This window comes from Pseudomonas parasichuanensis (assembly GCF_021601385.1).
GTDB classification, from domain to species: domain Bacteria; phylum Pseudomonadota; class Gammaproteobacteria; order Pseudomonadales; family Pseudomonadaceae; genus Aquipseudomonas; species Aquipseudomonas parasichuanensis.
The window spans coordinates 1-24,001 of the sequence record NZ_BQHO01000053.1 but is presented as its reverse complement, the minus strand read 5'-3'; the positions used below and the strand labels follow the sequence as shown (position 1 = coordinate 24,001).

Genomic DNA, 24,001 nt, shown 5'->3' with positions numbered 1-24,001 from the left:
TCAGTAGTGAAACGATGCATCGCCGATGGTAGTGTGGGGTTTCCCCATGTGAGAGTAGGTCATCGTCAAGATTCATTTCGCAAAACCCCTATCTGCGCATGCAGGTAGGGGTTTTGTCTTTTCCGCTCAGGCGAAGTCATCTCCCGAGCGCTGGCCTACTGCAGCGCCTGCGGGCGCTGGTATACAGTCCCTCACAATAGTCGTCTCCCACAATTCGAGTCAGAACACTAGAATAGAGCCGACGCATCCATTCAGAACCCTCATATGCCCAACCCTGTCGATACGCAAGCGCTCGCACAGTTGCCCTTGGACGAACTCGTAGCCTGCCACGAGTGCGACCTGCTGATGCGCAAGACGACGCTGCAAAACGACGAGAAGGCCCATTGCCCACGTTGTGGCTACGAGCTTTATGCCCACCGGCATAACGTCGTTGCTCGCAGCCTGGCACTGGTCCTGACCGCCTTGCTGCTTTATGTGCCTGCCAACTTCCTGCCGATCATGCAGCTGCATCTGCTTGGGCAAACCTCTGACGATACCGTCTGGAGCGGTGTGCTCGGCTTGTACAACTCCGGCATGCGCGGCGTCGCCGTGGTGGTGTTCCTGTGCAGCATGGCCATCCCGCTGCTCAAGCTGTTGTGCCAGTTGCTGGTACTGCTGAGCATCCGTTTTGACGTCGGTCGCAGTTACGGTTTGCTGATCTATCGTATTTATCACCACTTGCGCGAGTGGGGCATGCTCGAGGTGTACTTCATGGGCGTGCTGGTTGCCATCGTCAAACTGGTCGACCTGGCTGAGCTGAGTATCGGCCTCGGCCTGTTCTGCTTCATCAGCCTGTTGCTGGTCCAGGTGTGGCTGGAAGTGGTGATGTCGCCGCACCAGATCTGGGTAGCCTTGTCCGGGGAGGATGTCCATGCGGGCGATTGATGCAGGCATTCTGGTCTGCGGTGAATGCCATGAGCTCAACCGCCGCGAGGCAGATACCGCGTCGCAAACGTGCACCCGTTGCGGGGCCATCGTCCATGAACGGCGGCCTAACAGCATCGTGCGCACCTGGGCGCTGCTGATCACTGCGATGGTGCTCTATATCCCTGCCAACGTGTTGCCGATCATGACGGTCAGCGCACTGGGGCAGGGCAGCCCCGACACCATCATGTCGGGGGTCATTACCCTGCTCAAGCACGGGATGTTGCCGATCGCCGCCGTGGTGTTCATCGCCAGCATCCTGGTGCCCACCTTCAAGCTGGTGGGCATTGCCCTGCTGCTGTACTCGGTGCAGCGCCACCAGCCGCTGTCGGCGCGCCAGCGCATTCTGATGTACCGCTTCATCGAGTTCATCGGGCGCTGGTCCATGCTGGATATCTTTGTCATCGCCATCCTGGTGGCGGTGGTGAATTTTGGCCGCATTGCCAGTGTCGAAGCCAACCTGGGCGCCGTCGCCTTCGCCAGCGTGGTGATCCTGACGATGCTCGCAGCCTTAACTTTCGATCCCCGACTGATCTGGGACAACACGGAGTCGGATGACGACCATGAGTGACTTGCCTACGGCTAAAACCCGCCCTGCTTCCAACTGGTCGGCCATCTGGATCCTGCCGCTGATCGCGCTGGCGATTGGCGGCTGGCTGGCCTGGCAGGCCTACCGTGACGCCGGTATCGAAATCCAGGTGCGCTTCGAAACCGGCGAGGGCATCGTCGCCAACAAGACCGAGGTGATCTTCAAGGGCATGTCGATTGGCAAGGTGACGGGCCTTGTGCTGGATAACCAAGGCGACAACCGGGGCGTGATTGCCACGATCGAGATGAACAAGGCGGCCGGGCCGCATCTGACCAAGGGCACGCGCTTCTGGCTGGTAAAGCCCAGCGTCAGCCTGGCAGGGATCTCCGGCCTTGAAACGCTGGTCTCAGGCAACTACATCGCCGTGGAACCAGGGGAGGGCGAACCGACCAAGCGCTTCACCGCGCTCAAGGAGGCCCCGCCGTTATCCGATGCCGAGCCCGGTTTGCACCTGACCCTCAAGGCCGAGCGCCTGGGTTCGCTCAACCGTGACAGCCCGGTGTTCTACAAGCAGATCCAGGTAGGCCGGGTGAAAAGCTATCGCCTTTCCGAAGACCAGGGCACCGTTGAAATCAAAGTCTTCATCGCGCCCGCCTATGCCAGCCTGGTGCGCAAGCACACGCGTTTCTGGAACGCCAGTGGCGTCAGTATCGATGCCGACCTGTCCGGTGTGAAAGTGCGCACCGAGTCGCTGTCGAGCATCGTCGCCGGCGGTATTGCCTTTGCCACGCCCGAAAATCGCCAGGACAGCCCGCCCACTGACCCGAGCCTGCCGTTCCGTCTGTACGAGGACTTCGATGCCGCTCAGGCGGGTATCCGGGTGAAGGTCAAGCTCAGTGACTTCGAGGGCCTGCAGAAGGGCCGCACCCCGGTGCTGTACAAAGGTATCCAGGTAGGCTCGCTGAAGGATCTGAAGATCGAAGGCGACCTCTCCAGTGCAATGGCCGAATTGACCCTGGACCCGCTGGCTGAGGATTACCTGGTCGAAGGCACCCAGTTCTGGGTGGTCAAGCCTTCCATCTCGCTCGCCGGTATCACCGGCCTCGAAGCGCTGGTCAAGGGTAACTACATCGCGGTTCGCCCAGGTGAGCCTGGTGCCAAGCCCCTGCGTGAGTTCGAGGCGCGGCCCAAGGCGCCGCCGCTTGATCTCAAGGCCCCTGGCCTGCACATGGTGCTGTTCGCCGAAACCCTCGGCTCGCTGGAGGTGGGCAGCCCGGTCATGTATCGCCAGGTGCGCGTGGGCAGCGTGCAGAGCTATCAGTTCGCCCGCAACAGCAAACGCATCCTGATCGGCGTACACATCGAGAAGGAATACGCCAACCTGGTCAACGGCTCCACGCGCTTCTGGAATGCCAGCGGCATCACGCTGACCGGCGGCCTGTCGGGGATTCAGGTCAAGAGCGAGTCGCTACAGACCCTCATGGCGGGTGGCATTTCCTTCGATACACCAAAACCTGATGTACCGCTCAAGCGCCGTATCCCGCGTTTCCGCCTGCATGAGAGCCAGGAGGCCGCCAACCGGGCCGGTACCCTGGTCACCATTCGCGTGGAACGCGCCGACGGGCTTAAGCCTGGTACTTCGATCCGCTTCCGCGGGCTGGACGTGGGCAGTGTCGAGAGCGTCGACCTGACCAGCGACCTGCAGGGCGTGCTGCTCAGGGCGCGCATCACCCAGGCCGCCGATCGCATCGCGCGGGTGGGGACACAGTTCTGGGTGGTCAAGCCGGCCCTGGGCCTGGTGCGCACCGAGAACCTCGATACCTTGGTGGGTGGGCAGTATCTGGAAGTGCTGCCGGCACTCAAGGACAAGGGGCCGCAGCGTGATTTCATCGCCTTGGCCGATGCACCGGAGTTGAAAGGTGAGGAGGTCGGCCTGCCGCTCACCCTGAGCGCACCACGCCGTGGCTCGATCAAGCCCGGCGTGCCGGTCACCTACCGTGAAGTCACGGTGGGCAAGGTGGTCGGCTTCGAACTGGGCCAGACTGCCGACCGGGTACTTATCCACATCCTGATCGAGCCGCGTTACGCAGGCCTGGTACGCGGTGGCAGCCGCTTCTGGAACAGCAGTGGGTTCGGTTTCGACTGGGGCCTGTTCAAAGGCGCCACGGTACGTACCGAGTCGCTGGAGACCTTGATCGACGGCGGCATTGCCTTTGCCACGCCGGATGGCGAACAGATGGGCAACCCGGCGCGGCCGCAGCAGACCTTCGCTTTGTTCGACAAGCCGGAAGAAGCCTGGCTGCAGTGGGCGCCGAAGCTGCAGATCGGCAAGTGATGAAAGGGTAGGGGCCGCAATGCGGCCCTGTCTCCGTAGGAACGGCCTTGCGCCGCGAAAAGGGGGCGTAGAGGCCCTGGGGTCTTGGTATTAATCAACATCGCCAGGGCTGCTATGCGGCCCTTTCGCGGCACTAGGCCGCTCCTACAGGTAGCAGGTAATCCATGTGACAGAATCACAGGCATAAAAAAACCGACCCTAGGGTCGGTTTTTTCGACAAGAACGTCGCTTAGGCAGCTGCAGCTTCTTTCAGCGCCTTGATGTGGCCATTCAGACGGCCTTTGTGGCGAGCAGCTTTGTTCTTGTGGATGATGCCTTTGTCGGCCATACGGTCGATTACAGGCACAGCCAGAACGTAAGCGGCTTGCGCTTTTTCGGCGTCTTTTGCGTCAATGGCTTTGACTACATTCTTGATGTAGGTGCGAACCATGGAACGCAGGCTGGCGTTGTGGCTGCGACGCTTCTCAGCCTGTTTTGCACGTTTCTTGGCGGAAGGTGTGTTGGCCACCGTCGAGCTCCTCGAAAGACTTTAGGTAAATAGCAAACAAAATAGGCCGCGAATCATGCCGACGAGTCGAACGGATGTCAAGGCCACCTGCAAGGTTCCGCCGAGTGGTGGGTCAACAGGCAGGAAGGATTCCTTTCTGCTACGCGACCTGTAAACTCGGGAATTTTTGGCTCCCCTGCGAAGGCGCGGGAGTATCGCACATTCGGATGCCAACTGGCAGCGTCCTCCGTCCTCTGGCGTGAATCTTTTCGATGAACCTGCTCAAATCCCTGGCTGCGGTCAGCTCCATCACCATGATTTCCCGGGTGCTCGGCTTCGTGCGCGACACCATCCTGGCGCGTATTTTCGGTGCTGGCGTGGCCACCGACGCCTTCTTCATCGCCTTCAAGCTGCCTAACCTGCTGCGGCGTATTTTTGCCGAGGGCGCATTTTCGCAAGCGTTCGTGCCGATTTTGGCCGAATACAAGACCCAACAGGGCGAGGAAGCCACCCGTACCTTCATTGCCTATGTCAGCGGCCTGCTGACCCTGGTGCTGGCCTTGGTGACCGTCGTCGGCATTCTTGCCGCGCCCTGGGTGGTCTGGGCCACGGCGCCGGGGTTTGTCGACAATGCCGAAAAATACGAGCTGACCACCTCGCTGCTGCGGGTGACCTTTCCTTATATATTGCTGATCTCGCTGTCGTCGTTGGCGGGTGCCATCCTCAATACCTGGAACCGCTTCAGCGTTCCGGCCTTCACCCCGACCCTGCTCAACGTGGCGATGATCGCTTTCGCCGTGCTGCTCACCCCGTATTTCGACCCGCCGATCATGGCCTTGGGCTGGGGCGTGCTGGCCGGTGGCCTGGCGCAACTGCTGTATCAACTGCCGGCGCTGAAGAAAATCGGCATGCTCGTCCTGCCACGCCTGAACCTGCGCGACGCCGGCGTGTGGCGGGTGCTCAAGCAGATGCTGCCGGCCATCCTCGGTGTGTCGGTCAGCCAGATCTCGCTGATCATCAACACCATTTTCGCCTCCTTCCTGGTGGCAGGCTCCGTGTCGTGGATGTATTACGCCGACCGCCTGATGGAGCTGCCCTCGGGGGTGCTGGGCGTGGCCCTGGGCACCATCCTGCTGCCGACCCTGGCCAAGACCTACGCCAACAAGGACCGTGAAGAGTACTCGCGGATTCTCGACTGGGGCCTGCGCCTGTGCTTCCTGCTGGTGCTGCCGTGCACCCTGGCCCTGGCGATTCTTGCCGAACCGCTGACCGTGGCGCTGTTCCAGTACGGCAAGTTCACCGCCTTCGATGCGGCCATGACCCAGCGTGCGCTGGTCGCCTATTCGGTGGGCCTGCTGGCGATCATCCTGGTCAAGGTGCTGGCCCCTGGCTTCTATGCGCAGCAGAATATCCGCACACCGGTGAAGATCGCGGTATTCACCCTGGTCTGCACCCAGTTGCTCAACCTGGCGCTGGTCGGCCCGCTGGCCCATGCCGGGCTGGCCCTGGCGATCAGCCTCGGGGCCTGCCTCAATGCCGGCTTGCTGTACTGGAAGCTGCGCAGCCAGCAGCTGTACACACCACAACCCGGCTGGCTGCTGTTCCTGCTCAAGCTGCTGTTGGCGGTGGGGCTGATGTCGGGCGTGCTGCTATTGGGCATGCACTACCTGCCGGCCTGGGCGCAGGGCGATATGCTGGCGCGCTTCCTGCGCCTGGGCGGCCTGATCGCGGCGGGTGTGGTTACATACTTCGGTTGCCTGTACCTGTGCGGTTTCCGCCCGCGGCATTTCGCTCGCAAAGCGCTGCACTGAGGCGCAAAAGGGTCAGGCGTCGGTTTTTCACATTCCACACACCCGGGTGGCGCTGCTGCCTGTCGTCCGCGCCCGGGTGTGGTTATAATCGGCCACTTTATGAGCAAGAAGCGCGTTATGCAGCTGGTTCGAGGTCTTCACAACCTGCGCCCCGAGCACCGGGGCTGTGTCGCCACCATTGGCAACTTCGACGGGGTCCACCGGGGTCACCAGGCGATCCTCGCGCGCCTGCGCGAGCGCGGCCAGGCACTCGGCCTGCCCACCTGCGTGGTGATCTTCGAGCCGCAGCCGCGCGAGTACTTCGCCCCCGACACCGCCCCGGCCCGCCTGGCGCGCCTGCGTGACAAGGTCGAGCTGCTGGCCGCCGAAGGCATCGACCGGGTGTTGTGCCTGGCCTTCAACCAGCGCCTGAGCAAGCTCAGTGCCGATGAATTCGTCAAGGCGATCCTGGTCGATGGCCTGGGCGTACGCCACCTCGAAGTGGGTGACGACTTCCGCTTCGGCTGCGACCGTGCCGGCGACTTCGATTTCCTGGTCGATGCAGGCGTGCGCTACGGCTTTACCGTCGAAGCGGCCAACACCGTGATCCAGGACGGCCTGCGGGTCAGCAGCACCGAAGTGCGCAAGGCCCTGGGCGAAGGCAACTTCGAACTGGCCGCGCACCTGCTGGGCCGCCCTTACCGCATTACCGGGCGCGTGCTGCACGGCCAGAAACTGGCCCGCCAGCTCGGCACGCCCACCGCCAACATCCAGCTCAAGCGCCGCCGCGTGCCGCTGTCCGGGGTCTACCTGGCCAGCATCGAGATCGACGGCCAGCAGTGGCCGGGTGTCGGCAACATCGGAGTACGCCCCACCGTCGCCGGTGACGGGCGTCCCCACCTGGAGATTCATCTTCTGGACTACGCCGGTGACCTCTACGGCCGGCGTCTGACGGTGGAGTTCCACCACAAGCTGCGTGAAGAGCAGCGTTTCGCCTCCCTGGAGGCGCTGAAGTCGGCGATCGACGCGGACATCGCCGCCGCACGTGCCCACTGGCACGCTCAACCGCTAACGAAGAGCCTGAAATGACCGACTACAAAGCCACGCTAAACCTTCCGGACACCGCCTTCCCGATGAAGGCCGGCCTGCCTCAGCGCGAACCGCAGATTCTGCAGCGCTGGGACAGCATTGGCCTGTACCAGAAGCTGCGCGAAATTGGCAAGGATCGTCCGAAGTTCGTCCTGCACGACGGCCCGCCCTATGCCAACGGCAAGATCCATATCGGTCATGCGCTGAACAAGATTCTCAAGGACATGATCGTCCGCTCGAAAACCCTGTCGGGCTTCGACGCGCCCTACGTACCGGGTTGGGACTGCCACGGCCTGCCGATCGAGCACAAGGTCGAAGTGACCCACGGCAAGCACCTGACCGCCGACCGCACCCGCGAGCTGTGCCGCGAGTACGCCGCCGAGCAGATCGAAGGGCAGAAGACCGAGTTCATCCGCCTGGGCGTGCTGGGTGACTGGGACAACCCCTACAAGACCATGAACTTCGCCAACGAGGCCGGTGAAATCCGCGCCCTGGCCGAGATGGTCAAGCAAGGCTTCGTGTTCAAGGGCCTCAAGCCTGTGAACTGGTGCTTCGATTGCGGTTCGGCCCTGGCCGAAGCCGAAGTCGAATACGCCGACAAGAAATCCCAGACCATCGACGTGGCCTTCCCGGTCGCCGACGACGCCAAGCTGGCCGCCGCCTTCGGCCTGGCCTCGCTGGCCAAGCCGGCCGCCATCGTGATCTGGACCACAACCCCGTGGACCATCCCGGCCAACCAGGCACTGAACATCCACCCGGAGTTCAAGTACGCCCTGGTCGACACCGGTGAGCGCCTGCTGGTGCTGGCCGAAGAGCTGGTCGAGTCGTGCCTCAAGCGCTACAACCTCGAAGGTTCGGTCATCGCCACCGCCCAGGGTTCGGCGCTGGAGCTGATCAACTTCCGCCACCCCTTCTACGACCGCCTGTCGCCGATCTACCTGGCCGACTACGTCGAGCTGGGTGCCGGCACCGGCGTGGTGCATTCCTCGCCCGCCTACGGTGAAGACGACTTCGTTACTTGCAAGCGCTACGGCATGGTCAACGACGACATTCTCACCCCGGTGCAGAGCAACGGCGTGTACGTCGAATCGCTGCCGTTCTTCGGCGGCCAGTTTATCTGGAAGGCCAACCCGGCCATTGTCGACAAGCTGAGCGAAGTCGGTGCGCTGATGCACACCGAAACCATCAGCCACAGCTACATGCACTGCTGGCGCCACAAGACCCCGCTGATCTACCGCGCCACCGCGCAGTGGTTTGTGGGCATGGACAAGCAGCCGTCCACTGGCGAGCCGCTGCGCGAGCGCGCGCTCAAGGCCATCGAAGACACCAAGTTCGTCCCGGCCTGGGGCCAGGCGCGCCTGCACTCGATGATCGCCAACCGCCCGGACTGGTGCATCTCGCGTCAGCGCAACTGGGGCGTACCGATCCCGTTCTTCCTCGACAAGCAAACCGGCGAGCTGCACCCGCGCACCGTCGAACTGATGGAAGAAGTGGCCAAGCGCGTCGAGCAAGAAGGCATCGAAGCCTGGTTCAAGATGGACGCCGCCGAACTGCTCGGTGACGAAGCTGGCCAGTACGACAAGATCACCGACACCCTCGACGTGTGGTTCGACTCCGGCACCACCCACTGGCACGTGCTGCGTGGTTCGCACGACATCGGCCACGCCACCGGCCCGCGCGCCGACCTCTACCTGGAAGGCTCCGACCAGCACCGCGGCTGGTTCCACTCCTCGTTGCTGACCGGTTGCGCCATCGACAACCACGCGCCGTACCGCGAGCTGCTGACCCACGGCTTCACCGTGGACGAGAACGGCCGCAAGATGTCCAAGTCGCTGGGCAACACCATCGAGCCGGAAAAGGTCAACAACACCCTGGGTGCCGACATCCTGCGCCTGTGGGTGTCGGCCACCGACTACTCCGGTGAAATGGCGGTTTCCGAGCAGATCCTGCAGCGCAGCGCCGACGCCTATCGCCGTATCCGCAACACCGCGCGCTTCCTGCTCTCCAACCTGTCCGGCTTCGACCCGGCCCGCGACCTGCTGCCGGCCGAAGACATGCTGGCGCTGGACCGCTGGGCGGTGGACCGTACCCTGCTGCTGCAACGCGAGCTGGAAGAGCACTACGGCGAATACCGCTTCTGGAACGTCTACTCGAAGATCCACAACTTCTGCGTGCAGGAGCTGGGCGGCTTCTACCTCGACATCATCAAGGACCGCCAGTACACCACCGGCGCCAACAGTGTCGCCCGCCGTTCCTGCCAGACCGCGCTGTACCACATCAGCGAGGCGCTGGTGCGCTGGATCGCGCCGATCCTGGCGTTCACCGCCGACGAAATCTGGCAGTACCTGCCAGGCGAGCGTAACGAGTCGGTGATGCTCAACGGCTGGTACCAGGGCCTGAGCGAACTGCCGGCCGACGCCGAGCTGGACCGCGCCTACTGGGACCGCGTGATGGCCGTCAAGGCAGCCGTCAACAAAGAGCTGGAGAACCAGCGCAGCGCCAAGGTCATCGGCGGCAACCTGCAAGCCGAAGTCACCCTGTTCGCCGAAGACGGCCTGACCGCCGACCTGAACAAGCTCGGCGACGAGCTGCGCTTCGTGCTGATCACCTCTGCCGCCAGCGTGGTGCCGTTCGTCCAGGCCCCGGCCGATGCCGTGACAACCGAAGTCGAAGGCCTCAAGCTGAAGATCGTCAAGTCCGGCCACGCCAAGTGCGGCCGTTGCTGGCACTTCCGCGCCGACGTCGGCAGCCACCCGGAGCACCCGGAAATCTGCGCCCGTTGCGTCGACAACCTGAGCGGTGAAGGTGAGGTGCGCCACTATGCCTAACGCAGCTGGGCGCTTCGGGCGCCTTGCCTGGCTCTGGCTGAGCCTGGTGGTACTGGTCGTCGACCAGGCCACCAAGGTCTACTTCGAAGGGGCGTTGAGCCTGTACCAGCAGATCGTGGTCATCCCCGACTACTTCAGCTGGACCCTGGCCTACAACACCGGCGCGGCCTTCAGCTTCCTGGCCGACAGCTCCGGCTGGCAGCGCTGGTTGTTCGCCGTGATCGCCGTGGTGGTCAGTGCCGTGCTGGTGGTCTGGCTCAAGCGCCTGGGGCGCAACGAGACCTGGCTGGCCGTGGCCCTGGCCCTGGTGCTGGGCGGCGCGCTGGGCAACCTGTACGACCGCGTGGTGCTTGGCCATGTGGTCGACTTCATCCTGGTGCACTGGCGCAACACCCATTACTTCCCGGCCTTCAACGTGGCCGACAGCGCCATCACCGTGGGTGCGGTGATGCTGGCGCTGGATATGTTCAAGAGCAAGAAGTCCGAGGAGCCTGTCCATGACTGAGACACGTATTGGCCAGAACACCGAAGTGACCCTGCACTTCGCCCTGCACCTGGAAAACGGCGACACCGTCGACAGCACCTTCGACAAGGCCCCGGCTACTTTCAAGGTCGGCGACGGCAACCTGCTGCCAGGCTTCGAAAGTGCCCTGTTCGGCTTCAAGGCCGGTGACCAGCGCAAGCTGAGCATCGCCCCGGAGCAGGCCTTCGGCCAGCACAACCCGCAGAACGTGCAGGTGATGCCGCGCTCGCAGTTCGAAGGCATGGAGCTGTCCGACGGGCTGCTGGTGATCTTCAACGACGCCGCCAACACCGAGCTGCCGGGCGTGGTCAAAGCCTTCGACGACAACCAGGTGACCATCGACTTCAACCATCCACTGGCTGGCAAGACCCTCAACTTCGAGGTGCAGATCCTCGACGTGAAGGCCCTGTGAGCCTGGAGCCGAGCATGCAAATCAAACTCGCCAACCCGCGCGGCTTCTGCGCGGGGGTCGACCGGGCGATCGAGATCGTCAACCGCGCCCTGGAAGTCTTCGGCCCGCCGATCTACGTGCGCCACGAAGTGGTGCACAACAAGTTCGTCGTTGAAGACCTGCGCAGCCGTGGCGCGGTGTTCGTCGAAGAGCTGGACCAGGTACCGGACGACGTCATCGTCATCTTCAGCGCCCACGGTGTATCGCAAGCGGTACGCCAGGAAGCCGCCGGCCGTGGCCTGAAAGTGTTCGACGCCACCTGCCCACTGGTGACCAAGGTGCATATCGAAGTCGCCAAGTACAGCCGCGACGGCCGTGAATGCATCCTGATCGGCCATGCCGGGCACCCGGAGGTCGAGGGCACCATGGGGCAATACGACGCCAGCAATGGCGGCGCCATCTACCTCGTCGAAGACGAGAAGGACGTCGCCGCGCTGCAGGTGCGCAACCCCGAGCACCTGGCCTTCGTCACCCAGACCACCCTGTCGATGGATGACACCAGCCGGGTCATCGACGCGCTGCGCGCGCGCTTCCCGAGCATCGGTGGGCCGCGCAAGGACGACATCTGCTACGCCACCCAGAACCGCCAGGACGCCGTCAAGCAACTGGCCGACGAGTGCGACGTGGTGCTGGTGGTCGGCAGCCCCAACAGCTCCAACTCCAACCGCCTGCGTGAGCTGGCCGAGCGCATGAGCACCCCGGCCTACCTGATCGACGGTGCCGAGGACCTGCAACGCGGCTGGTTCGACGGTGCCCAGCGGATCGGCATCACCGCCGGTGCTTCGGCCCCCGAAGTGCTGGTGCGTGGCGTGATCGAGCAGCTCAAGGCCTGGGGCGCGACCGGCGCCGAAGAGCTCGATGGGCGCGAGGAGAACATCACCTTCTCCATGCCCAAAGAGCTGCGGGTCCGCTCGCTGATCTGATCAGTCGCCTGCGCAGCGGCGGCCGTCGCCGCCGCCGCGCAGGCTGACCCGGCCGCTGGGGCTCAGCACCACCCGCTGCTCGCCTCCCGCGCCACCCCGTCGGCAAAGGGTCAAGGTTATCCCCCCGAAGCCATCCCCCAGCGGCGCTCCCCGCCCGCTGAACCTGACTGCCCTGGCTGAACTCGCGACGATCCTGGCTGGCTTTGCCAGGCGATGTTCGCGCAGCAGCAGGCCGTTGTGCTCCAGCAAAACGCGCCAGCCCTTGCCCCAGTCTTCCTCCATCGGCTGCACCACTACCGCCCGCTGACGGAGCAGCGCCTGGTTGCGCGCGTCACGCAGTGCCTGTGCCAGCTCACGGGCTGTAGCGGCCTGACCCAGCTCATCGCTGAGCTTGCCGTAAGACGAAACCCCAAGCTGTGTCAGAAGGCCCGCAACGGCCAGTGCAGACATCATTTGCAGCAGTGTTACACCCTGTTGCCTCACCGTGCATTCCCCCCTGGACGTGCTTCGCTGAAGCTTCGCCAACGGCTCAGGTGAGCACCAGTCGGTGGCTTCAGGCAGCAGGCGAGGAAAGATCCCAGGAGGGGTGGCGATGTGGAGCAGGGAAGGTGGCATGACATTGTTGGAAGTGCTGGTGGCCATGACCGTGCTGGCGCTGGGCGTGTTCATGGCGGCAGCCATACAGGTTCGCGGCCTGCACGCCAGCGACAGCGCCTGGCGTGAAGGGCAGGCGTTGCAACTGCTGCAAGGCATGCTGGAGCGCGCCAGGGCGCGGGGTTCGCTGTCGGCGGTCGACACAGCGGCGTGGCGGGGGCAGGTGGCGGCCGTGTTGGGCGGGCAGGCCGAGGCGCGAGCCAACGTCGCGGCTGATTGGCTAATGCTTGAGGTGTCGTGGCCCATGGGCGATCAGCGGCAGGTGCTTGAACTCAACGGCCGGGTACAGCCATGAAACGGCGGCCTGCAGGTTTCGGCCTGATCGAGGCACTGCTGGCGCTGGCACTTGGCGTGATGGTGCTGGCGGCGGCGAGTCAACTGTTCGGCTCGGCCTACCAGGCTTGGCGCCTGCAAGGGGCGACCGCCCGCCTTCAGGATGATGCCCGGCTGGTATTGCAGCGCTTGGCCGACGATATCCGCATGGCCGGCATGTTCGGTTGCCTGCGCCTGAATGCGGCTGACTTCAAGGCTGCCGGCGCCGCCGAGGCGTTCGCCACGCCGATCACCCTCACGCCTGGCAGCCTGACCCTGGTGGGCGCCGAGCTGCCCGGGCTGGTCGGCCGGGCCGACTGGACGGTGCTCAGCGACTGCCGCAGCGAGGCCGAGGTGGTGGCCCATCAGCATGTCGCCGGCAATACTGTGCTGGCCTTGCCCATTCGCCGGCTGACCTACCGGTTGCACAAAGGCAGCCTCCAACTCCTCACCAATGTCCAGAATGCCAACCTGATCGACAATGTGCGGGCGTTCGAGGTGAACCTTGTCGAAGTGGAGGAGGGTGAGCGGCTGGATATTCGCCTGACGCTGTTCGACCGCCAGCACCAGCTCGAGCACCATCACCAGTTGAGCGTGGCGCTGCGCAACCCGAGGCAGGGGTGATGAAGCGGCAACAGGGTGTGGTGCTGTTGCTGGCCCTGGGCCTGAGCCTGTTGCTCGGCCTGCTGGCGGCCCAAGGGCTGCGTGACGCACTGGTGCAGCAGCGGCTGCTCAGTGAGCAACTGGCGGGAGCGCGCGCTTTCGAGCAGGCAGAGGCCAGCCTGATCGAGGGGGCGGCGTTGCTCTCGACACACTTGCCCGAGCCGTGTTCGGCATGCCTGCCGCCGGGTCTTCCCGGCGACGAACCCGCCCCGCCATGGCAAGCCACCGACAGCGGCTTTGTGTTTTTGCAGAACCTTGGCCAGAGCAATCGGGCCGCCGGCCTACCGGCAGACGCACAGGTGACGCTGGTCAGGGTAACGGCCATCGGCCAGCAAGTGCACGGCCGCCGGGTACTGGAAGCGGTGTATGCGCTGGCTGATGCGGCCGTGGTACGGCGCATCAGCTGGCGCCAGCGCCTGGAGGACGACTGACATGCAGCGAGGCCTGAGCCTGATTGAGTTATTGATTGTCGTGGCGCTGATCGGCATGCTGGCGGCCATTGCCTACCCCAACTACAGCGACCCGCTGCGGCGCGCCGCGCGCACTGAAGTGGTCGGCCTGCTGCAGGATGCGGCCCTGCGCCTTGCGCGCCACCACACCCGCGTCGGCGGCTATGCCGACAACGATCAGCTGGTGACGCCATTGCCAGCGGGTAACCGCAACTACCAACTGCAGGCCCGCCGCGACGCTGACAGCTTCACGCTGCTGGCCACGCGCCTGCCCAGCGGGATGATGGCGCACGACAGCTGTGGCGACTTCCAGCTCGACCAGGCAGGTGTGCGCAGCAACCCAGGGGCTAGCGACAGCCCTGAGCTGTGCTGGGGAAGCTGACGATCAGAAGGTGCCGTGGCACCGTGGAATTACTTCAGGTGTTGGATCGAACGATGAGCAAGCAAGTAGTGATTGTCGGCGGTGGCGTCATCGGCCTGCTGACGGCGTTCAACCTGGCGGCCGAGGTCGACCGGGTGGTGCTGTGTGACCAGGGCGAGGTTGGCCGCGAGTCGTCCTGGGCGGGCGGCGGTATCGTCTCGCCGCTGTACCCCTGGCGCTACAGCACGGCGGTGACCGCGCTGGCGCACTGGTCGCAGGATTTTTATCCACAGCTGGGCGAGCGCCTGTTCAACAGTACCGGCGTCGATCCCGAGGTGCACACCACCGGGCTGTACTGGCTGGACCTGGACGACGAGGCCGAGGCCCTGGCGTGGGCTGCGCGCGAACAGCGCCCACTGAGCGCGGTGGATATCTCGGCGGCCTACGAGGCGGTGCCGGTGCTGGGCCCGGGCTACCGGCACGCCATCTACATGGCCGGCGTGGCCAACGTGCGCAACCCGCGCCTGGTCAAGTCGCTCAAGGCCGCGCTGCTGGCGCTGCCCAACGTCACCCTGCGCGAACATTGCCAGGTCACCGGTTTTGCCCGGGAAGGCGGGCGCATCGTCGGTGTGCAGACCAACGACGGTGTACTGGCCGCCGATGACGTGGTGCTCAGCGCCGGTGCCTGGAGCGGCGACCTGCTGCAGACCCTGGGCCTGGAACTGCCGGTGGAGCCGGTCAAGGGCCAGATGATCCTGTTCAAGTGTGCCGAAGATTTTCTGCCGAGCATGGTCCTGGCCAAGGGGCGCTACGCGATCCCGCGCCGTGACGGGCACATCCTGGTGGGCAGTACCCTGGAGCACGAAGGCTACGACAAGACCCCCACCGCCGAAGCGCTGGCCAGCCTCAAGGCCTCGGCCATCGAGTTGCTGCCTGCATTGGCGGATGCCACGGTGGTCGGGCACTGGGCCGGCTTGCGCCCGGGTTCGCCGGAAGGCATCCCGTTCATCGGCGCGGTGCCGGGGCATCAGGGGCTGTGGTTGAACTGCGGGCACTACCGCAACGGCCTGGTGCTGGCGCCGGCATCGTGCCAGCTGTTCAGCGATCTGCTGCTGGGGCGCGCGCCAATCATCGACCCGGCGCCGTATGCACCGGCGGGGCGCCTGGGCTAAGCCTGGCGGCCCCCTGTAGGAGCGGCCTTGTGCCGCGAAAGGCGCGCAAAGCGGGCCCAGCAAGCGAGATCCTGGGGCCGCTTCGCGGCCCTTTCGCGGCACAAGGCCGCTCCTACACCCGTCGTGCAAACGCGTGGATTCAGCACTCAACCCACAACGGGCGCCTGCAAATGCCGGCTCGGGTAATGCTGCTCGTATACCTTGCACACCCGCAGCACCTGCTCATCGGCAAACCTGCCTGCCACCACCTGCAATCCCACCGGCAAGCCCTCGCGGGTAAACCCGCAGGGCACCGACGCCGCCGGCTGCTGGGTGAGGTTGAAGGGGTAGCTGAACGGCGTCCACTCCATCCACTGTGCCATGCCCGAGCCTGGCGGCACGTTATGCCCCGCCTCGAACGCCACCAACGGCAGCATCGGTGACAGCAGCACGTCATAGCGCTGATGGAAGGCGTTCATCCGTGCGATCAGCTCGGCCCTGGCCTCCAGCGCCTGGGTGTATTCGCTCAGGCTGATCCGCGCACCTTGCTCGGCGATCCAGCGCAGGCCCGGGTCGAGCAGCCCGCGTTGTTCATCGCTGAAGCTGCTGGTCAGCCGCGCAGCCCCGGCAAACCAAAGGCTGTTGAAGGTTTCCAGGGGGGCGCTGAAACCGGGGTCGACTTCCTCAACCTGCGCACCCAGGCGTGCCAGGCGCTGCACCGCCTGCGCCACCAGCGCCTGGACCTGCGGGTCGACTTTCACATAGCCAAAGTCGGCACTGTAGGCGATACGCAGCCCGCTCAGGTCCTGCTCGCCACCCAGCCATGGCGCTTGCCGTGGCGCCCCGGCCAAACCGTCGCGGGCATCGGGCCGGGCCACGCAGTCGAGCATCAGTACCGCATCGTCGACCGTGCGGGTCATCGGCCCCAGGTGCGACAGCACGGTCATGGCACTGGCCGGCCACTGCGGCACATAGCCGAAGGTGGGCTTGATGCCGAAGGTGCCGGTGAACGCGCAAGGGATCCGGATCGAGCCGCCCGCGTCACTGCCCTGGTGCAACACGCCCAGGTTCAGTGCCGCCGCTGCCGCCGCGCCACCGGACGAACCGCCCGCGGTCAGGCGCGTGTCCCAAGGGTTGCGGGTGATGCCGTAGAGCGGGTTATCGGTCACCCCCTTCCAGCCGAACTCCGGCGTGGTGGTCTTGCCTACCAGCACCGCGCCGGCGTCACGCATGAACGCGGTAAAGGGCGCATCGATGTCCCACGGGCCGGCAGCCGCCGAGGTACGCGAGCCTTTGCGGGTCGGCATGCCACGGGTCAGGGTCAGGTCCTTGATCGAGGCCGGCACGCCATCCAGGCGGCCACACGGCTCGCCGCGCTGCCAGCGTTGTTCGCTGGCGCGCGCGGCGGCGCGGGCACCTTCGCCGTCGACATGGCAATAGGCATTGACCGCGGGGTTGTGCCGGTCGATGCGGGCCAGCACATCGTCGACCACCTCCACCGGCGACAGCGCCCGGCGTTGATACAAGTCGAGCAGTTCGACGGCAGTGAATTCACCGATATGGGTTTTGCCGGTCATCTCAATGGGCTCCCTGGTTGGCGGCCTGGAACATCGCGCGCAACAGCACGTCGCAGCCATCGGCCAGGTCCTGTGGCGCGGCATTTTCGATTTCGTTGTGGCTGATGCCGCCTTCGCACGGCACGAAGATCATCCCCGCCGGGCCCAGCTCGGCGAGGAAGATCGCGTCGTGGCCGGCGCCACTGACGATATCCATATGGCTCAGGCCCAGTTCACGCGCGCCCTGGCGCACCGCGTCGACGCACTGTTCGGCGAAATACAGCGGCGGGAAGTCGGCGGTCGGGGTCAGTTCAAAACTCAACCCATGCCTGGCGACACTGGCCGCGATGGCCTCGCGCACTTCGGCGACCATGGCAGCCAAGTGGCCGGGGTCGAGGTGGCGCAGGTCGAGGGTCATGTGCACCTGGCCCGGGATGACATTGCGCGAGCCTGGGTGCAGCGTCAGGCAGCCCACCGTGCCGCAAGCGTGAGGCTGGTGGGCATGGGCCACGCGGTTGACCGCCGCCACCACTTCGGCTGCGCCGACCAGGGCATCCTTGCGCAGGTGCATCGGCGTGGGGCCGGCGTGGGCCTCGACCCCGGTCAGCACCAGGTCGAACCACTTCTGCCCCAGGCACCCCTGGACCACGCCGATGGTGGTGCGCTGGTCTTCCAGCACCGGGCCTTGCTCGATATGCGCCTCGAAGTAGGCGCCGACAGGGTGGCCGGTGGGTACGCGGGGGCCGGCATAGCCGATACGGGCGAGTTCATCACCCACCCGCAGGCCCTGGTCGTCGCGCTTGTCCAGGGTCTCCTGCAGGCCGAACTTACCGGCGAACACCCCCGAGCCCATCATGCACGGCGGGAAGCGTGAGCCTTCCTCGTTGGTCCACACCACCACTTCCAGCGGTGCTTCGGTGGTCAGCTGCAGGTCGTTGAGGGTACGGATCACCTCAAGCCCGGCCATCACCCCGTAGCAGCCGTCGAACTTGCCGCCGGTGGGTTGGGTATCGATGTGGCTGCCGGTCATCACCGGTGCCAATGCCGGGTTGCGCCCCGGGCGGCGGGCGAAGATGTTGCCGATGGCGTCGACGCTGACCGTGCAGCCGGCCGCCTCGCACCACTGCACGAACAGGTCGCGGGCCTGGCGGTCGAGGTCGGTCAGGGCCAGGCGGCACACGCCGCCCTTGGCCGTGGCGCCGAGCCGGGCCAGGTCCATCAGCGATTGCCAGAGGCGCTCGCGGTTGACCAGTGCGCGCTGGCCGAGCAGGTGCTGCGAGGGATCGATGCGGGTGTTCATGGGGCGTCTCTCCTGAAGCAGATGGGGTGCTGGTGCGGGCCAGTTCGCGGGTTTACCTGCGAAGAGGCCAGTACAGAAACACAGGTTCGGATCAGGCACTCAGGGCCAGGTAGCGGTTCTTGATGCTCGGGTCGTCACGGAACTGCGCGGCGCTGCCCTGGTAAGCCACCCGGCCTTGTTCAAGCACGTAGTGACGGTCGGCCAGCGCATCGCAGACCATCAGGTTCTGCTCCACCAGCAAGATCGACAGGCCTTCGTCCTTGATCCGCCGCAGGATCTTCACCAGTTCGTCGACGATCACCGGTGCCAGGCCTTCGGTGGGCTCGTCGAGGATCAGCAGCTTGGGGTCGTTGAGCAGCGCGCGGGCGATGGCCAGCATCTGCTGCTCACCGCCGGACAGGGCGAAGCCACCGTTGCGTCGGCGCTCCTTGAGCCGGGGGAACATCGCGTAGACGTCTTCCAGCTGCCAGCGGCTGTTCTTGCGCACGGCAATGTTGAGGTTTTCCTCGACACTGAGCTGGCGGAAGATCCCGCGGTGCTCCGGCACCAACGCGATACCCTGGCGGGCGATGTCGAAGATCTCGCGGCCCACCAGTGACTGGCCGTTGAAGCTGATCTGCCCCTGGCGCGGGCGAACGATGCCGAGGATGCTGCGCAAGGTGGTGGTCTTGCCGGCGCCGTTGCGCCCGAGCAGGGTCACCAGTTCGCCGGCCTCGACCTTGAGCGAAACCCCTTCGAGCACGTGGCTCTTGTCGTAGTAGGAGTGGATCGAATCGACGTTGAGCATCAGGCGGCCTCTCCAAGGTAGGCGGTGCGCACGCGTTCGTCGTTGCGCACCTGTTGCGGGGTGCCCTCGACCAGGATCTGGCCGTGGCTCATGACGGTGATGGTCTGGCTGATCGACATGACGATGCTCATGTTGTGTTCGATCAGCAGTACGGTGTGGTCGCGGCCCAGGTCGCTGATCAGCGCGGTCATCACCGGGATATCGTCGATGCCCATGCCCGAAGTGGGCTCGTCGAGCATCAGCAGGGTCGGCTTGGCGCAGATCGACATGCCCACCTCCAGCACCCGTTGCTGGCCGTGGGACAGCTCGCCAGCCAGGGTTTCGGCACGGCCCGTGAGCTTCAGGCGTTCCAGCACCTGGTCGGCAGTGTCCCAGTGGCTGCGCTTGTGCTCCACGCTGCGCCAGAAGTTCAGGGCCCCCAGGCCGTCGCGGCCTTGCGCGGCCAGGCGCAGGTTTTCCCGTACAGAGAGGTTCTGGAACAGGCTGGTGAGCTGGAACGAGCGCGCCATGCCCAGCGCTACCCGGCCGTGGCTCGGCTTGCGGATGATGTCCTGGCCGTTGAACAGGATCTTGCCGGCGGTGGCCTGGCGTTCGCCGGTCAGGCAGTGGAACAGGCTGGTCTTGCCGGCGCCGTTGGGGCCGATCACGGTGTGGATGGTGCCGGCGCGCACTTTCAGGTCGACGCCATCGACCGCATGGAATGGCCCGTAGGCCAGCTCCAGGTGGCGGGTTTCCAGGAGGTAGTCGCTCATCACAGGGTCTCCTTGGTCTTGGCCGGGGCCTTCACGTCGCTGGCGCGCGAGGGCTTGATGCGCTTGGCCAACTCGGCCAGGCCGCCCCACAGCCCGCCACGCATGAACACCACCACCAGGATCAGGATTGCCCCCAGCAGCATCAGCCAGCGTGGCCACAGCTCCGACAGCACATCGCCCAGTACCACGATGGCGCCGGCACCGAGCAACGAGCCGAACAGCGAGCCGGTGCCGCCGACGATGGTCATGATCAGGATGTTCTCGCTCATCATCAGGTCGATGTTCGACAGCGGCGCGAAGTGCAGCAGCATCGCGTACAGCGCCCCGGCGATGCCGGTGATGGCGCCGGACAGCATGAACACCAGGATCTTGAAGTGGCGGGTGTCGTAGCCGATGGCGGCGGCGCGGGTCTCGTTCTCGCGGATCGCCAGCAGGGTGCTGCCGAACGGCGAGCGGATCACCCGCAGGGCGCCGGCGAAGATCAGCAGGAACAGCACCGCGACGAACACATAGAAGTGCCGCGGGTCGCTCAAGTCCACCAGTACGTGGCCGGCGATCTCGATATTGGGCCGGGGTACATCGAGCAAACCGTTGTCACCACCGGTCCAGCCGCTCAAGGTGTAGGCCAGGAAGTACGCCATCTGGCTGAAGGCCAGGGTCAGCATGACGAAGTAGATGCCCTTGCGGCGGATTGCCAGGGCACCCACCAGCAACGCCAGGCAGGCGCCGAACACGGCGGCGCCCAGCAGCGCGGCGAACATTCCCCATTTCAGGTGGATCATCAGCAGCGCCGCGCCATAGGCGCCCACGCCAAAGAAGATGCCCTGGCCGAACGACAACAGGCCGGTGTAGCCCAGCAGCAGGTTGCAGGCCAGCGCCGCCAGGGCAAAGATCAGGATCTCGGTGGCCAGGGTGGCCGACGGCAGGATCAGCGGCAGCGCCACCAGGCTGGCGATCACCAGCAACAGCAGGGCAGGGGCGCGGCCCTTGGCCACGGGCAATGGATTCTTTTCGCTCATCGTCATGCTCTCCCGAACAGGCCGTAGGGGCGGACCAGGATCACCGCCGCCATGGCGCCGTAGATCATCAGGCTGGCGCCTTGCGGCCAGAGGCTGGTCATCATGCTTTGCACCACACCCACCAGCAGCCCGCCCACCAGGGCGCCGCCGAACGAACCCATGCCACCGATCACCACCACCACGAAGGCAATGCCAAGGATTTCCGGGCCGACGAACGGCTGGGCGCCACGCAGCGGGGCGAATAGCACCCCGGCCACGCCGGCCAGGCCCACGCCCAGGGCGAAGGTCAGCGAGAACAGGCGGAAGATGTTGGTGCCCAGCAGCGACACGGTTTCGGTGCTTTCGCTGCCGGCGCGCACCAGGGCGCCGAAACGGGTGCGCTCGAGCAACAGCCACAGGCCCAGGCCGATCAGCGCGGCGAAACCGATCAGGAACAGGCGGTAGTAGGGGTAGATGAAGTCACCGACGATCAACACCCCGCGCAGCTCGGGTGGCACGGCAATGCTTTTGCCCACCGGGCCCCAGATCAGCACCGAGGCTTCCTGGATGATCAGCGCTATCCCCAGGGTGACGAGGATCTGGAAGGTGTGCGGCAGGTGGTAGATGCGCTTGATCAGCAGGCGCTCGACCGCCCAGGCCAGCGCCGCCACCACCAGGGGCGCGATCAGCAGCGCCAGCCAGAAGTTGCCGGTGATGGCCACGGCGGTGTAGCACAGGTAGGCACCCAGCAGGAAGAACGCGCCGTGGGCGAAGTTGACGAAGTTGAGCAGGCCGAAAATGATCGTCAGGCCCACGGCGATGAGGAAGTAGATCATCCCCAGGCCCAGGCCGTTGAGCAGTTGGAACAGGTACAAATCGAGCATGAGTGTGCCCTCGACAGTGCGCGCGGCGCCTGTCTGTACGCGTGTGTTTGACTAGCGCCGCAGCTTCAGGCCAGGGCGCAACCGGTGTGATCGACGTCGACGAACGAGCGGCCCGAGCTGATGACTTCGGCCAGGTCGTCCTCGTCGCGCATCTGCCCCTGGGGCTTGCCGCGCAGCAGGTAGTAGTCCTTGAGCACCTGGTGGTCGCCCAGGCGGATCAGCTCATCGCCGGTCGGGCCCTGGAACTGCATGCCCTGCAGGGCCTTGGCCACGGCCGCGCCGTCGAGGCTGCCGGCCTTGACGATGGCATCGAGCATCACCTTGGTGCCGATGTAGTCGGCCGCCAGCGGGTAGTTGGGGTTGATGCCATAGCCCTTCTGCGTGGCCGCCACCAGCTGCTTGTTCAGGGGCGTATCGACCTGGTGCCAATACTGCGCGCCCAGGTAAACACCTTCGAGCACGTCGCTGCCCAACTCCTGGAACTGGTCGAGCCCGGCCGACCACACCAGCAGCACCTTCATGCGTTCCTTGATGCCGAAGTTCACCGCCTGGCGCAGGGCGTTGGACGACTGGCTGCCGAAGTTCAGCAGCACCAGCACGTCGGGCTTGGCGGCGATGGCGTTGGTCAGGTAGCCAGAGAATTCCTGCTCCTGCAGCGAGTGGTAGCTGTTGCCGATGTGTTCCACGCCGAACTCGGCGAACACCTTGCGCGCGTTGTCCAGCAGCGCGTCGCCGAACACGTATTGCGGGGTAATGGTGTACCAGCGCTTGGCCTGGGGCAGTTGGCGGATCATCGGGATCAGGGTCTCGCGGATGGCGCCGTAGGTGGGCACCGACCAGCGAAAGGTCGAGGCGTTGCAATCCTTGCCGGTGATCTCGTCGGCCCCGACCGGGGTCATGAACACCCCACCGGCCTTGTGGATCTCCTTCGACACCGCCAGCGCCGATGACGACAGCGTGCAGCCCTGGAAGAACCGTGCGCCATCCTGGCCGATGGCTTCCTGCACCTTGCGCACTGCCTTGCCGGCATTGCCTTCGGTATCGATGACCTTGTACTTGAGCGGTCGGCCCAGCAGTTGCGGGTGCTCGGCAATGGCCAGTCGCGAGCCCATGTCGGCGTACTTGCCGTAGCTGGCGAAGGCGCCAGACATGGACTTGAGCCCGTAGAAGGTCAGCGGTTCGTCGGCGAATGCCCGGTGCGCTCCGAGGGGGAGGCTCCCTAAGGCACCCAGGGCAAGGCCTGCCTTGAGCAGGGTACGTCTTTGCATGGGTAACTCCTTGGTTGTGGTTATTAGGCAGGAGTGGCAATGACAAAGCGGTGCGGCCGGGCCTGTGCGCAGGCCTCTGTGCAGGCGGATCAGTGGTTGTGTTCGAACTCCAGCAGGAAGTGGCGGGCGACCTCGCCTTCGAGCGCGGTCATGTGGTGCTCGGCATCGCACATGTGCTCGTGCATCAGCCGGCGTACTGCGGCTTCATCGCTGGCCTTCAGGGCCAGCAGCAGTTGCTTGTGGTAGTCGATGTTGGCGGCGGCGAACTGCTGGCGCTTGGGCAGGTAGGCTTTTTTCAGCACCACCAGGTCGCGCAGCAGGTCGTTGAGGAACACCGCCATGAAGCGCAGCAGCGGGTTGGGGCAGCGGTGCGCCAGCAGGGTGTGGAACTCAAGCTCCGCCAGGCGTTGCTCGCGCTGGCCGTGCTCGCTGTCTTCAGGGGTGCTGCAAAAATCGATGTTGGCCTGCAGTGCGGCGTAGTCGGCAGGGCTCAGCTGATCCATCACCGACACCGCCAGCTCCACCTCGATGACCTTGCGCAGCTGGTACACCTGTTCGCCATCCAGGTGCTGGAAGTGCAGGTAGTTGCGCAGCGCGCGGCTGGCGGGCTCGGTGCCCACCTCATTGAGGTAGGCGCCACCGGTGGGGCCGGTGCGGGTGCTGACCAGGCCTTCGACCTCCAGCGCCTTGAGCGCCTCGCGGGCCGTGCCCTTGGAGCATTCGAAATGCTCCATCAGTTCACGCTCGGTGGGCAGGCGGTCGCCAGGGTGCAGGGCTTCTGTGACGATCGAGCGCTTGACCGACTCGACGATCACGTCGGAGAGCTTCTGGCGTTTGCGTTTGGGCTTGAGCATTTCGCTATTTTTCATATTTATGCGGATAAATAGGATTTAGCGAATTTTACGCGGGCGGGTCAATGCTGGCGTGGGGGAGGGGGTCGTAAATAGT

General features: G+C 64.9%; 24 protein-coding genes. 14 read left to right on the top strand and 10 right to left on the bottom strand.

What is annotated here, in order from left to right; genetic code table 11:
* The first annotated feature begins 264 nt into the window (after nt 1-264).
* From L6D77_RS25915 to L6D77_RS25905, 3 genes are read left to right on the top strand one after another with little or no spacing between them, the layout of a single operon-like run.
* Complete coding sequence (locus L6D77_RS25915) at nt 265-924, top strand: paraquat-inducible protein A (RefSeq protein ID WP_232884962.1); 660 nt, start codon at nt 265-267, stop codon at nt 922-924.
* Complete coding sequence (locus L6D77_RS25910) at nt 911-1,534, top strand: paraquat-inducible protein A (RefSeq protein WP_232884961.1); 624 nt, start codon at nt 911-913, stop codon at nt 1,532-1,534. The genes L6D77_RS25915 and L6D77_RS25910 overlap by 14 nt, the downstream gene beginning before the upstream one ends.
* Entirely contained in the window at nt 1,527-3,827 is a 2,301-nt protein-coding gene (locus L6D77_RS25905; RefSeq protein WP_232884960.1) for a PqiB family protein, read from the top strand. The genes L6D77_RS25910 and L6D77_RS25905 overlap by 8 nt, the downstream gene beginning before the upstream one ends.
* A gap of 229 nt (nt 3,828-4,056) precedes the next feature.
* Here L6D77_RS25905 and rpsT read toward each other — a convergent pair whose 3' ends face one another.
* Nucleotides 4,057-4,335, bottom strand: a complete 279-nt coding sequence (gene rpsT, locus L6D77_RS25900) for a 30S ribosomal protein S20 (RefSeq protein WP_003247625.1) — start codon at nt 4,333-4,335, stop codon at nt 4,057-4,059.
* Between the two features lie 251 nt (nt 4,336-4,586).
* Here rpsT and murJ point away from each other — a divergent pair, with 251 nt between their 5' ends.
* The 6 genes from murJ (at nt 4,587) to ispH (ending at nt 11,918) form a co-directional block, all read left to right on the top strand.
* Nucleotides 4,587-6,125, top strand: coding sequence for a murein biosynthesis integral membrane protein MurJ (murJ, locus tag L6D77_RS25895; RefSeq protein WP_232884959.1), 1,539 nt, complete (start codon nt 4,587-4,589; stop codon nt 6,123-6,125).
* Nucleotides 6,126-6,242: 117 nt separating this feature from the next.
* Nucleotides 6,243-7,193, top strand: coding sequence for a bifunctional riboflavin kinase/FAD synthetase (ribF, locus tag L6D77_RS25890; RefSeq protein WP_232884958.1), 951 nt, complete (start codon nt 6,243-6,245; stop codon nt 7,191-7,193).
* Nucleotides 7,190-10,021 carry an isoleucine--tRNA ligase gene (ileS, locus tag L6D77_RS25885; protein WP_232884957.1) on the top strand — a complete coding sequence of 944 codons (2,832 nt, stop codon included), beginning with the start codon at nt 7,190-7,192 and terminating at the stop codon, nt 10,019-10,021. The genes ribF and ileS overlap by 4 nt, the downstream gene beginning before the upstream one ends.
* Complete coding sequence (lspA, locus tag L6D77_RS25880; RefSeq protein ID WP_232884956.1) at nt 10,014-10,526, top strand: signal peptidase II; 513 nt, start codon at nt 10,014-10,016, stop codon at nt 10,524-10,526. The genes ileS and lspA overlap by 8 nt, the downstream gene beginning before the upstream one ends.
* Nucleotides 10,519-10,956: an FKBP-type peptidyl-prolyl cis-trans isomerase gene (locus L6D77_RS25875; RefSeq protein ID WP_232884955.1), complete on the top strand. Its 438-nt coding sequence runs from the start codon at nt 10,519-10,521 to the stop codon at nt 10,954-10,956. Before lspA ends, L6D77_RS25875 begins: the two co-directional genes overlap by 8 nt.
* A 14-nt stretch (nt 10,957-10,970) precedes the next feature.
* Nucleotides 10,971-11,918: a 4-hydroxy-3-methylbut-2-enyl diphosphate reductase gene (gene ispH / locus L6D77_RS25870; RefSeq protein ID WP_232884954.1), complete on the top strand. Its 948-nt coding sequence runs from the start codon at nt 10,971-10,973 to the stop codon at nt 11,916-11,918.
* Here ispH and L6D77_RS25865 read toward each other — a convergent pair whose 3' ends face one another.
* Entirely contained in the window at nt 11,919-12,401 is a 483-nt protein-coding gene (locus L6D77_RS25865) for a GspH/FimT family pseudopilin (RefSeq protein ID WP_232884953.1), read from the bottom strand.
* A gap of 109 nt (nt 12,402-12,510) precedes the next feature.
* On the opposite strand from L6D77_RS25865, the gene L6D77_RS27360 reads away from it, so the two are divergent.
* The 5 genes from L6D77_RS27360 to thiO are packed head-to-tail and all read left to right on the top strand — an operon-like array spanning nt 12,511 to nt 15,529.
* Complete coding sequence (locus tag L6D77_RS27360) at nt 12,511-12,867, top strand: type IV pilus modification PilV family protein (RefSeq protein ID WP_373870642.1); 357 nt, start codon at nt 12,511-12,513, stop codon at nt 12,865-12,867.
* Entirely contained in the window at nt 12,864-13,508 is a 645-nt protein-coding gene (locus L6D77_RS25855; protein WP_232884952.1) for a PilW family protein, read from the top strand. Before L6D77_RS27360 ends, L6D77_RS25855 begins: the two co-directional genes overlap by 4 nt.
* Complete coding sequence (locus L6D77_RS25850) at nt 13,508-13,978, top strand: hypothetical protein (protein ID WP_232884951.1); 471 nt, start codon at nt 13,508-13,510, stop codon at nt 13,976-13,978. Before L6D77_RS25855 ends, L6D77_RS25850 begins: the two co-directional genes overlap by 1 nt.
* A gap of 1 nt (nt 13,979) precedes the next feature.
* Entirely contained in the window at nt 13,980-14,378 is a 399-nt protein-coding gene (locus L6D77_RS25845; protein WP_232884950.1) for a type IV pilin protein, read from the top strand.
* A 53-nt stretch (nt 14,379-14,431) separates the two neighbouring features.
* Complete coding sequence (gene thiO, locus L6D77_RS25840) at nt 14,432-15,529, top strand: glycine oxidase ThiO (RefSeq protein WP_232884949.1); 1,098 nt, start codon at nt 14,432-14,434, stop codon at nt 15,527-15,529.
* 146 nt (nt 15,530-15,675) lie between these two features.
* On the opposite strand, the gene L6D77_RS25835 is transcribed toward thiO, so the two are convergent.
* The 8 genes from L6D77_RS25835 to L6D77_RS25800 all read right to left on the bottom strand — a co-directional run bounded on the left by L6D77_RS25835 (nt 15,676) and on the right by L6D77_RS25800 (nt 23,907).
* Nucleotides 15,676-17,085: an amidase gene (locus tag L6D77_RS25835; RefSeq protein WP_232884948.1), complete on the bottom strand. Its 1,410-nt coding sequence runs from the start codon at nt 17,083-17,085 to the stop codon at nt 15,676-15,678.
* A gap of 1 nt (nt 17,086) precedes the next feature.
* A complete protein-coding gene (locus L6D77_RS25830) occupies nt 17,087-18,364 on the bottom strand; it encodes a Zn-dependent hydrolase (protein ID WP_232884947.1) in 1,278 nt (425 codons plus the stop codon).
* 91 nt (nt 18,365-18,455) lie between these two features.
* Nucleotides 18,456-19,151: an ABC transporter ATP-binding protein gene (locus L6D77_RS25825; protein ID WP_232884946.1), complete on the bottom strand. Its 696-nt coding sequence runs from the start codon at nt 19,149-19,151 to the stop codon at nt 18,456-18,458.
* Complete coding sequence (locus L6D77_RS25820; RefSeq protein WP_232884945.1) at nt 19,151-19,903, bottom strand: ABC transporter ATP-binding protein; 753 nt, start codon at nt 19,901-19,903, stop codon at nt 19,151-19,153. The genes L6D77_RS25825 and L6D77_RS25820 overlap by 1 nt, the downstream gene beginning before the upstream one ends.
* Entirely contained in the window at nt 19,903-20,922 is a 1,020-nt protein-coding gene (locus L6D77_RS25815) for a branched-chain amino acid ABC transporter permease (protein ID WP_232884944.1), read from the bottom strand. The genes L6D77_RS25820 and L6D77_RS25815 overlap by 1 nt, the downstream gene beginning before the upstream one ends.
* Nucleotides 20,923-20,924: 2 nt before the next feature.
* Nucleotides 20,925-21,785, bottom strand: coding sequence for a branched-chain amino acid ABC transporter permease (locus L6D77_RS25810; RefSeq protein ID WP_232884943.1), 861 nt, complete (start codon nt 21,783-21,785; stop codon nt 20,925-20,927).
* Between the two features lie 65 nt (nt 21,786-21,850).
* Entirely contained in the window at nt 21,851-23,053 is a 1,203-nt protein-coding gene (locus tag L6D77_RS25805) for an ABC transporter substrate-binding protein (RefSeq protein ID WP_232884942.1), read from the bottom strand.
* A gap of 89 nt (nt 23,054-23,142) precedes the next feature.
* The gene (locus tag L6D77_RS25800; RefSeq protein ID WP_232884941.1) at nt 23,143-23,907 is read right to left on the bottom strand and encodes a FadR/GntR family transcriptional regulator; all 765 of its coding nucleotides are present in this window, start codon (nt 23,905-23,907) and stop codon (nt 23,143-23,145) included.
* Between the last annotated feature and the right edge of the window lie 94 nt (nt 23,908-24,001).

Coding starts and splice junctions, on each gene's coding strand:
- L6D77_RS25835 (WP_232884948.1), bottom strand. CDS start 17,085: ATGACCGGCAAAACCCATATCGGTGAATTCACTGCCGTCGAACTGCTC.
- L6D77_RS25855 (WP_232884952.1), top strand. CDS start 12,864: ATGAAACGGCGGCCTGCAGGTTTCGGCCTGATCGAGGCACTGCTGGCG.
- L6D77_RS25910 (WP_232884961.1), top strand. CDS start 911: ATGCGGGCGATTGATGCAGGCATTCTGGTCTGCGGTGAATGCCATGAG.
- L6D77_RS25805 (WP_232884942.1), bottom strand. CDS start 23,053: ATGCAAAGACGTACCCTGCTCAAGGCAGGCCTTGCCCTGGGTGCCTTA.
- ileS (WP_232884957.1), top strand. CDS start 7,190: ATGACCGACTACAAAGCCACGCTAAACCTTCCGGACACCGCCTTCCCG.
- murJ (WP_232884959.1), top strand. CDS start 4,587: ATGAACCTGCTCAAATCCCTGGCTGCGGTCAGCTCCATCACCATGATT.
- thiO (WP_232884949.1), top strand. CDS start 14,432: ATGAGCAAGCAAGTAGTGATTGTCGGCGGTGGCGTCATCGGCCTGCTG.
- L6D77_RS27360 (WP_373870642.1), top strand. CDS start 12,511: ATGTGGAGCAGGGAAGGTGGCATGACATTGTTGGAAGTGCTGGTGGCC.
- L6D77_RS25875 (WP_232884955.1), top strand. CDS start 10,519: ATGACTGAGACACGTATTGGCCAGAACACCGAAGTGACCCTGCACTTC.
- L6D77_RS25825 (WP_232884946.1), bottom strand. CDS start 19,151: ATGCTCAACGTCGATTCGATCCACTCCTACTACGACAAGAGCCACGTG.
- L6D77_RS25800 (WP_232884941.1), bottom strand. CDS start 23,907: ATGCTCAAGCCCAAACGCAAACGCCAGAAGCTCTCCGACGTGATCGTC.
- L6D77_RS25915 (WP_232884962.1), top strand. CDS start 265: ATGCCCAACCCTGTCGATACGCAAGCGCTCGCACAGTTGCCCTTGGAC.
- ispH (WP_232884954.1), top strand. CDS start 10,971: ATGCAAATCAAACTCGCCAACCCGCGCGGCTTCTGCGCGGGGGTCGAC.
- ribF (WP_232884958.1), top strand. CDS start 6,243: ATGCAGCTGGTTCGAGGTCTTCACAACCTGCGCCCCGAGCACCGGGGC.
- L6D77_RS25850 (WP_232884951.1), top strand. CDS start 13,508: ATGAAGCGGCAACAGGGTGTGGTGCTGTTGCTGGCCCTGGGCCTGAGC.
- L6D77_RS25830 (WP_232884947.1), bottom strand. CDS start 18,364: ATGAACACCCGCATCGATCCCTCGCAGCACCTGCTCGGCCAGCGCGCA.
- L6D77_RS25820 (WP_232884945.1), bottom strand. CDS start 19,903: ATGAGCGACTACCTCCTGGAAACCCGCCACCTGGAGCTGGCCTACGGG.
- L6D77_RS25905 (WP_232884960.1), top strand. CDS start 1,527: ATGAGTGACTTGCCTACGGCTAAAACCCGCCCTGCTTCCAACTGGTCG.
- lspA (WP_232884956.1), top strand. CDS start 10,014: ATGCCTAACGCAGCTGGGCGCTTCGGGCGCCTTGCCTGGCTCTGGCTG.
- L6D77_RS25845 (WP_232884950.1), top strand. CDS start 13,980: ATGCAGCGAGGCCTGAGCCTGATTGAGTTATTGATTGTCGTGGCGCTG.
- L6D77_RS25815 (WP_232884944.1), bottom strand. CDS start 20,922: ATGAGCGAAAAGAATCCATTGCCCGTGGCCAAGGGCCGCGCCCCTGCC.
- L6D77_RS25810 (WP_232884943.1), bottom strand. CDS start 21,785: ATGCTCGATTTGTACCTGTTCCAACTGCTCAACGGCCTGGGCCTGGGG.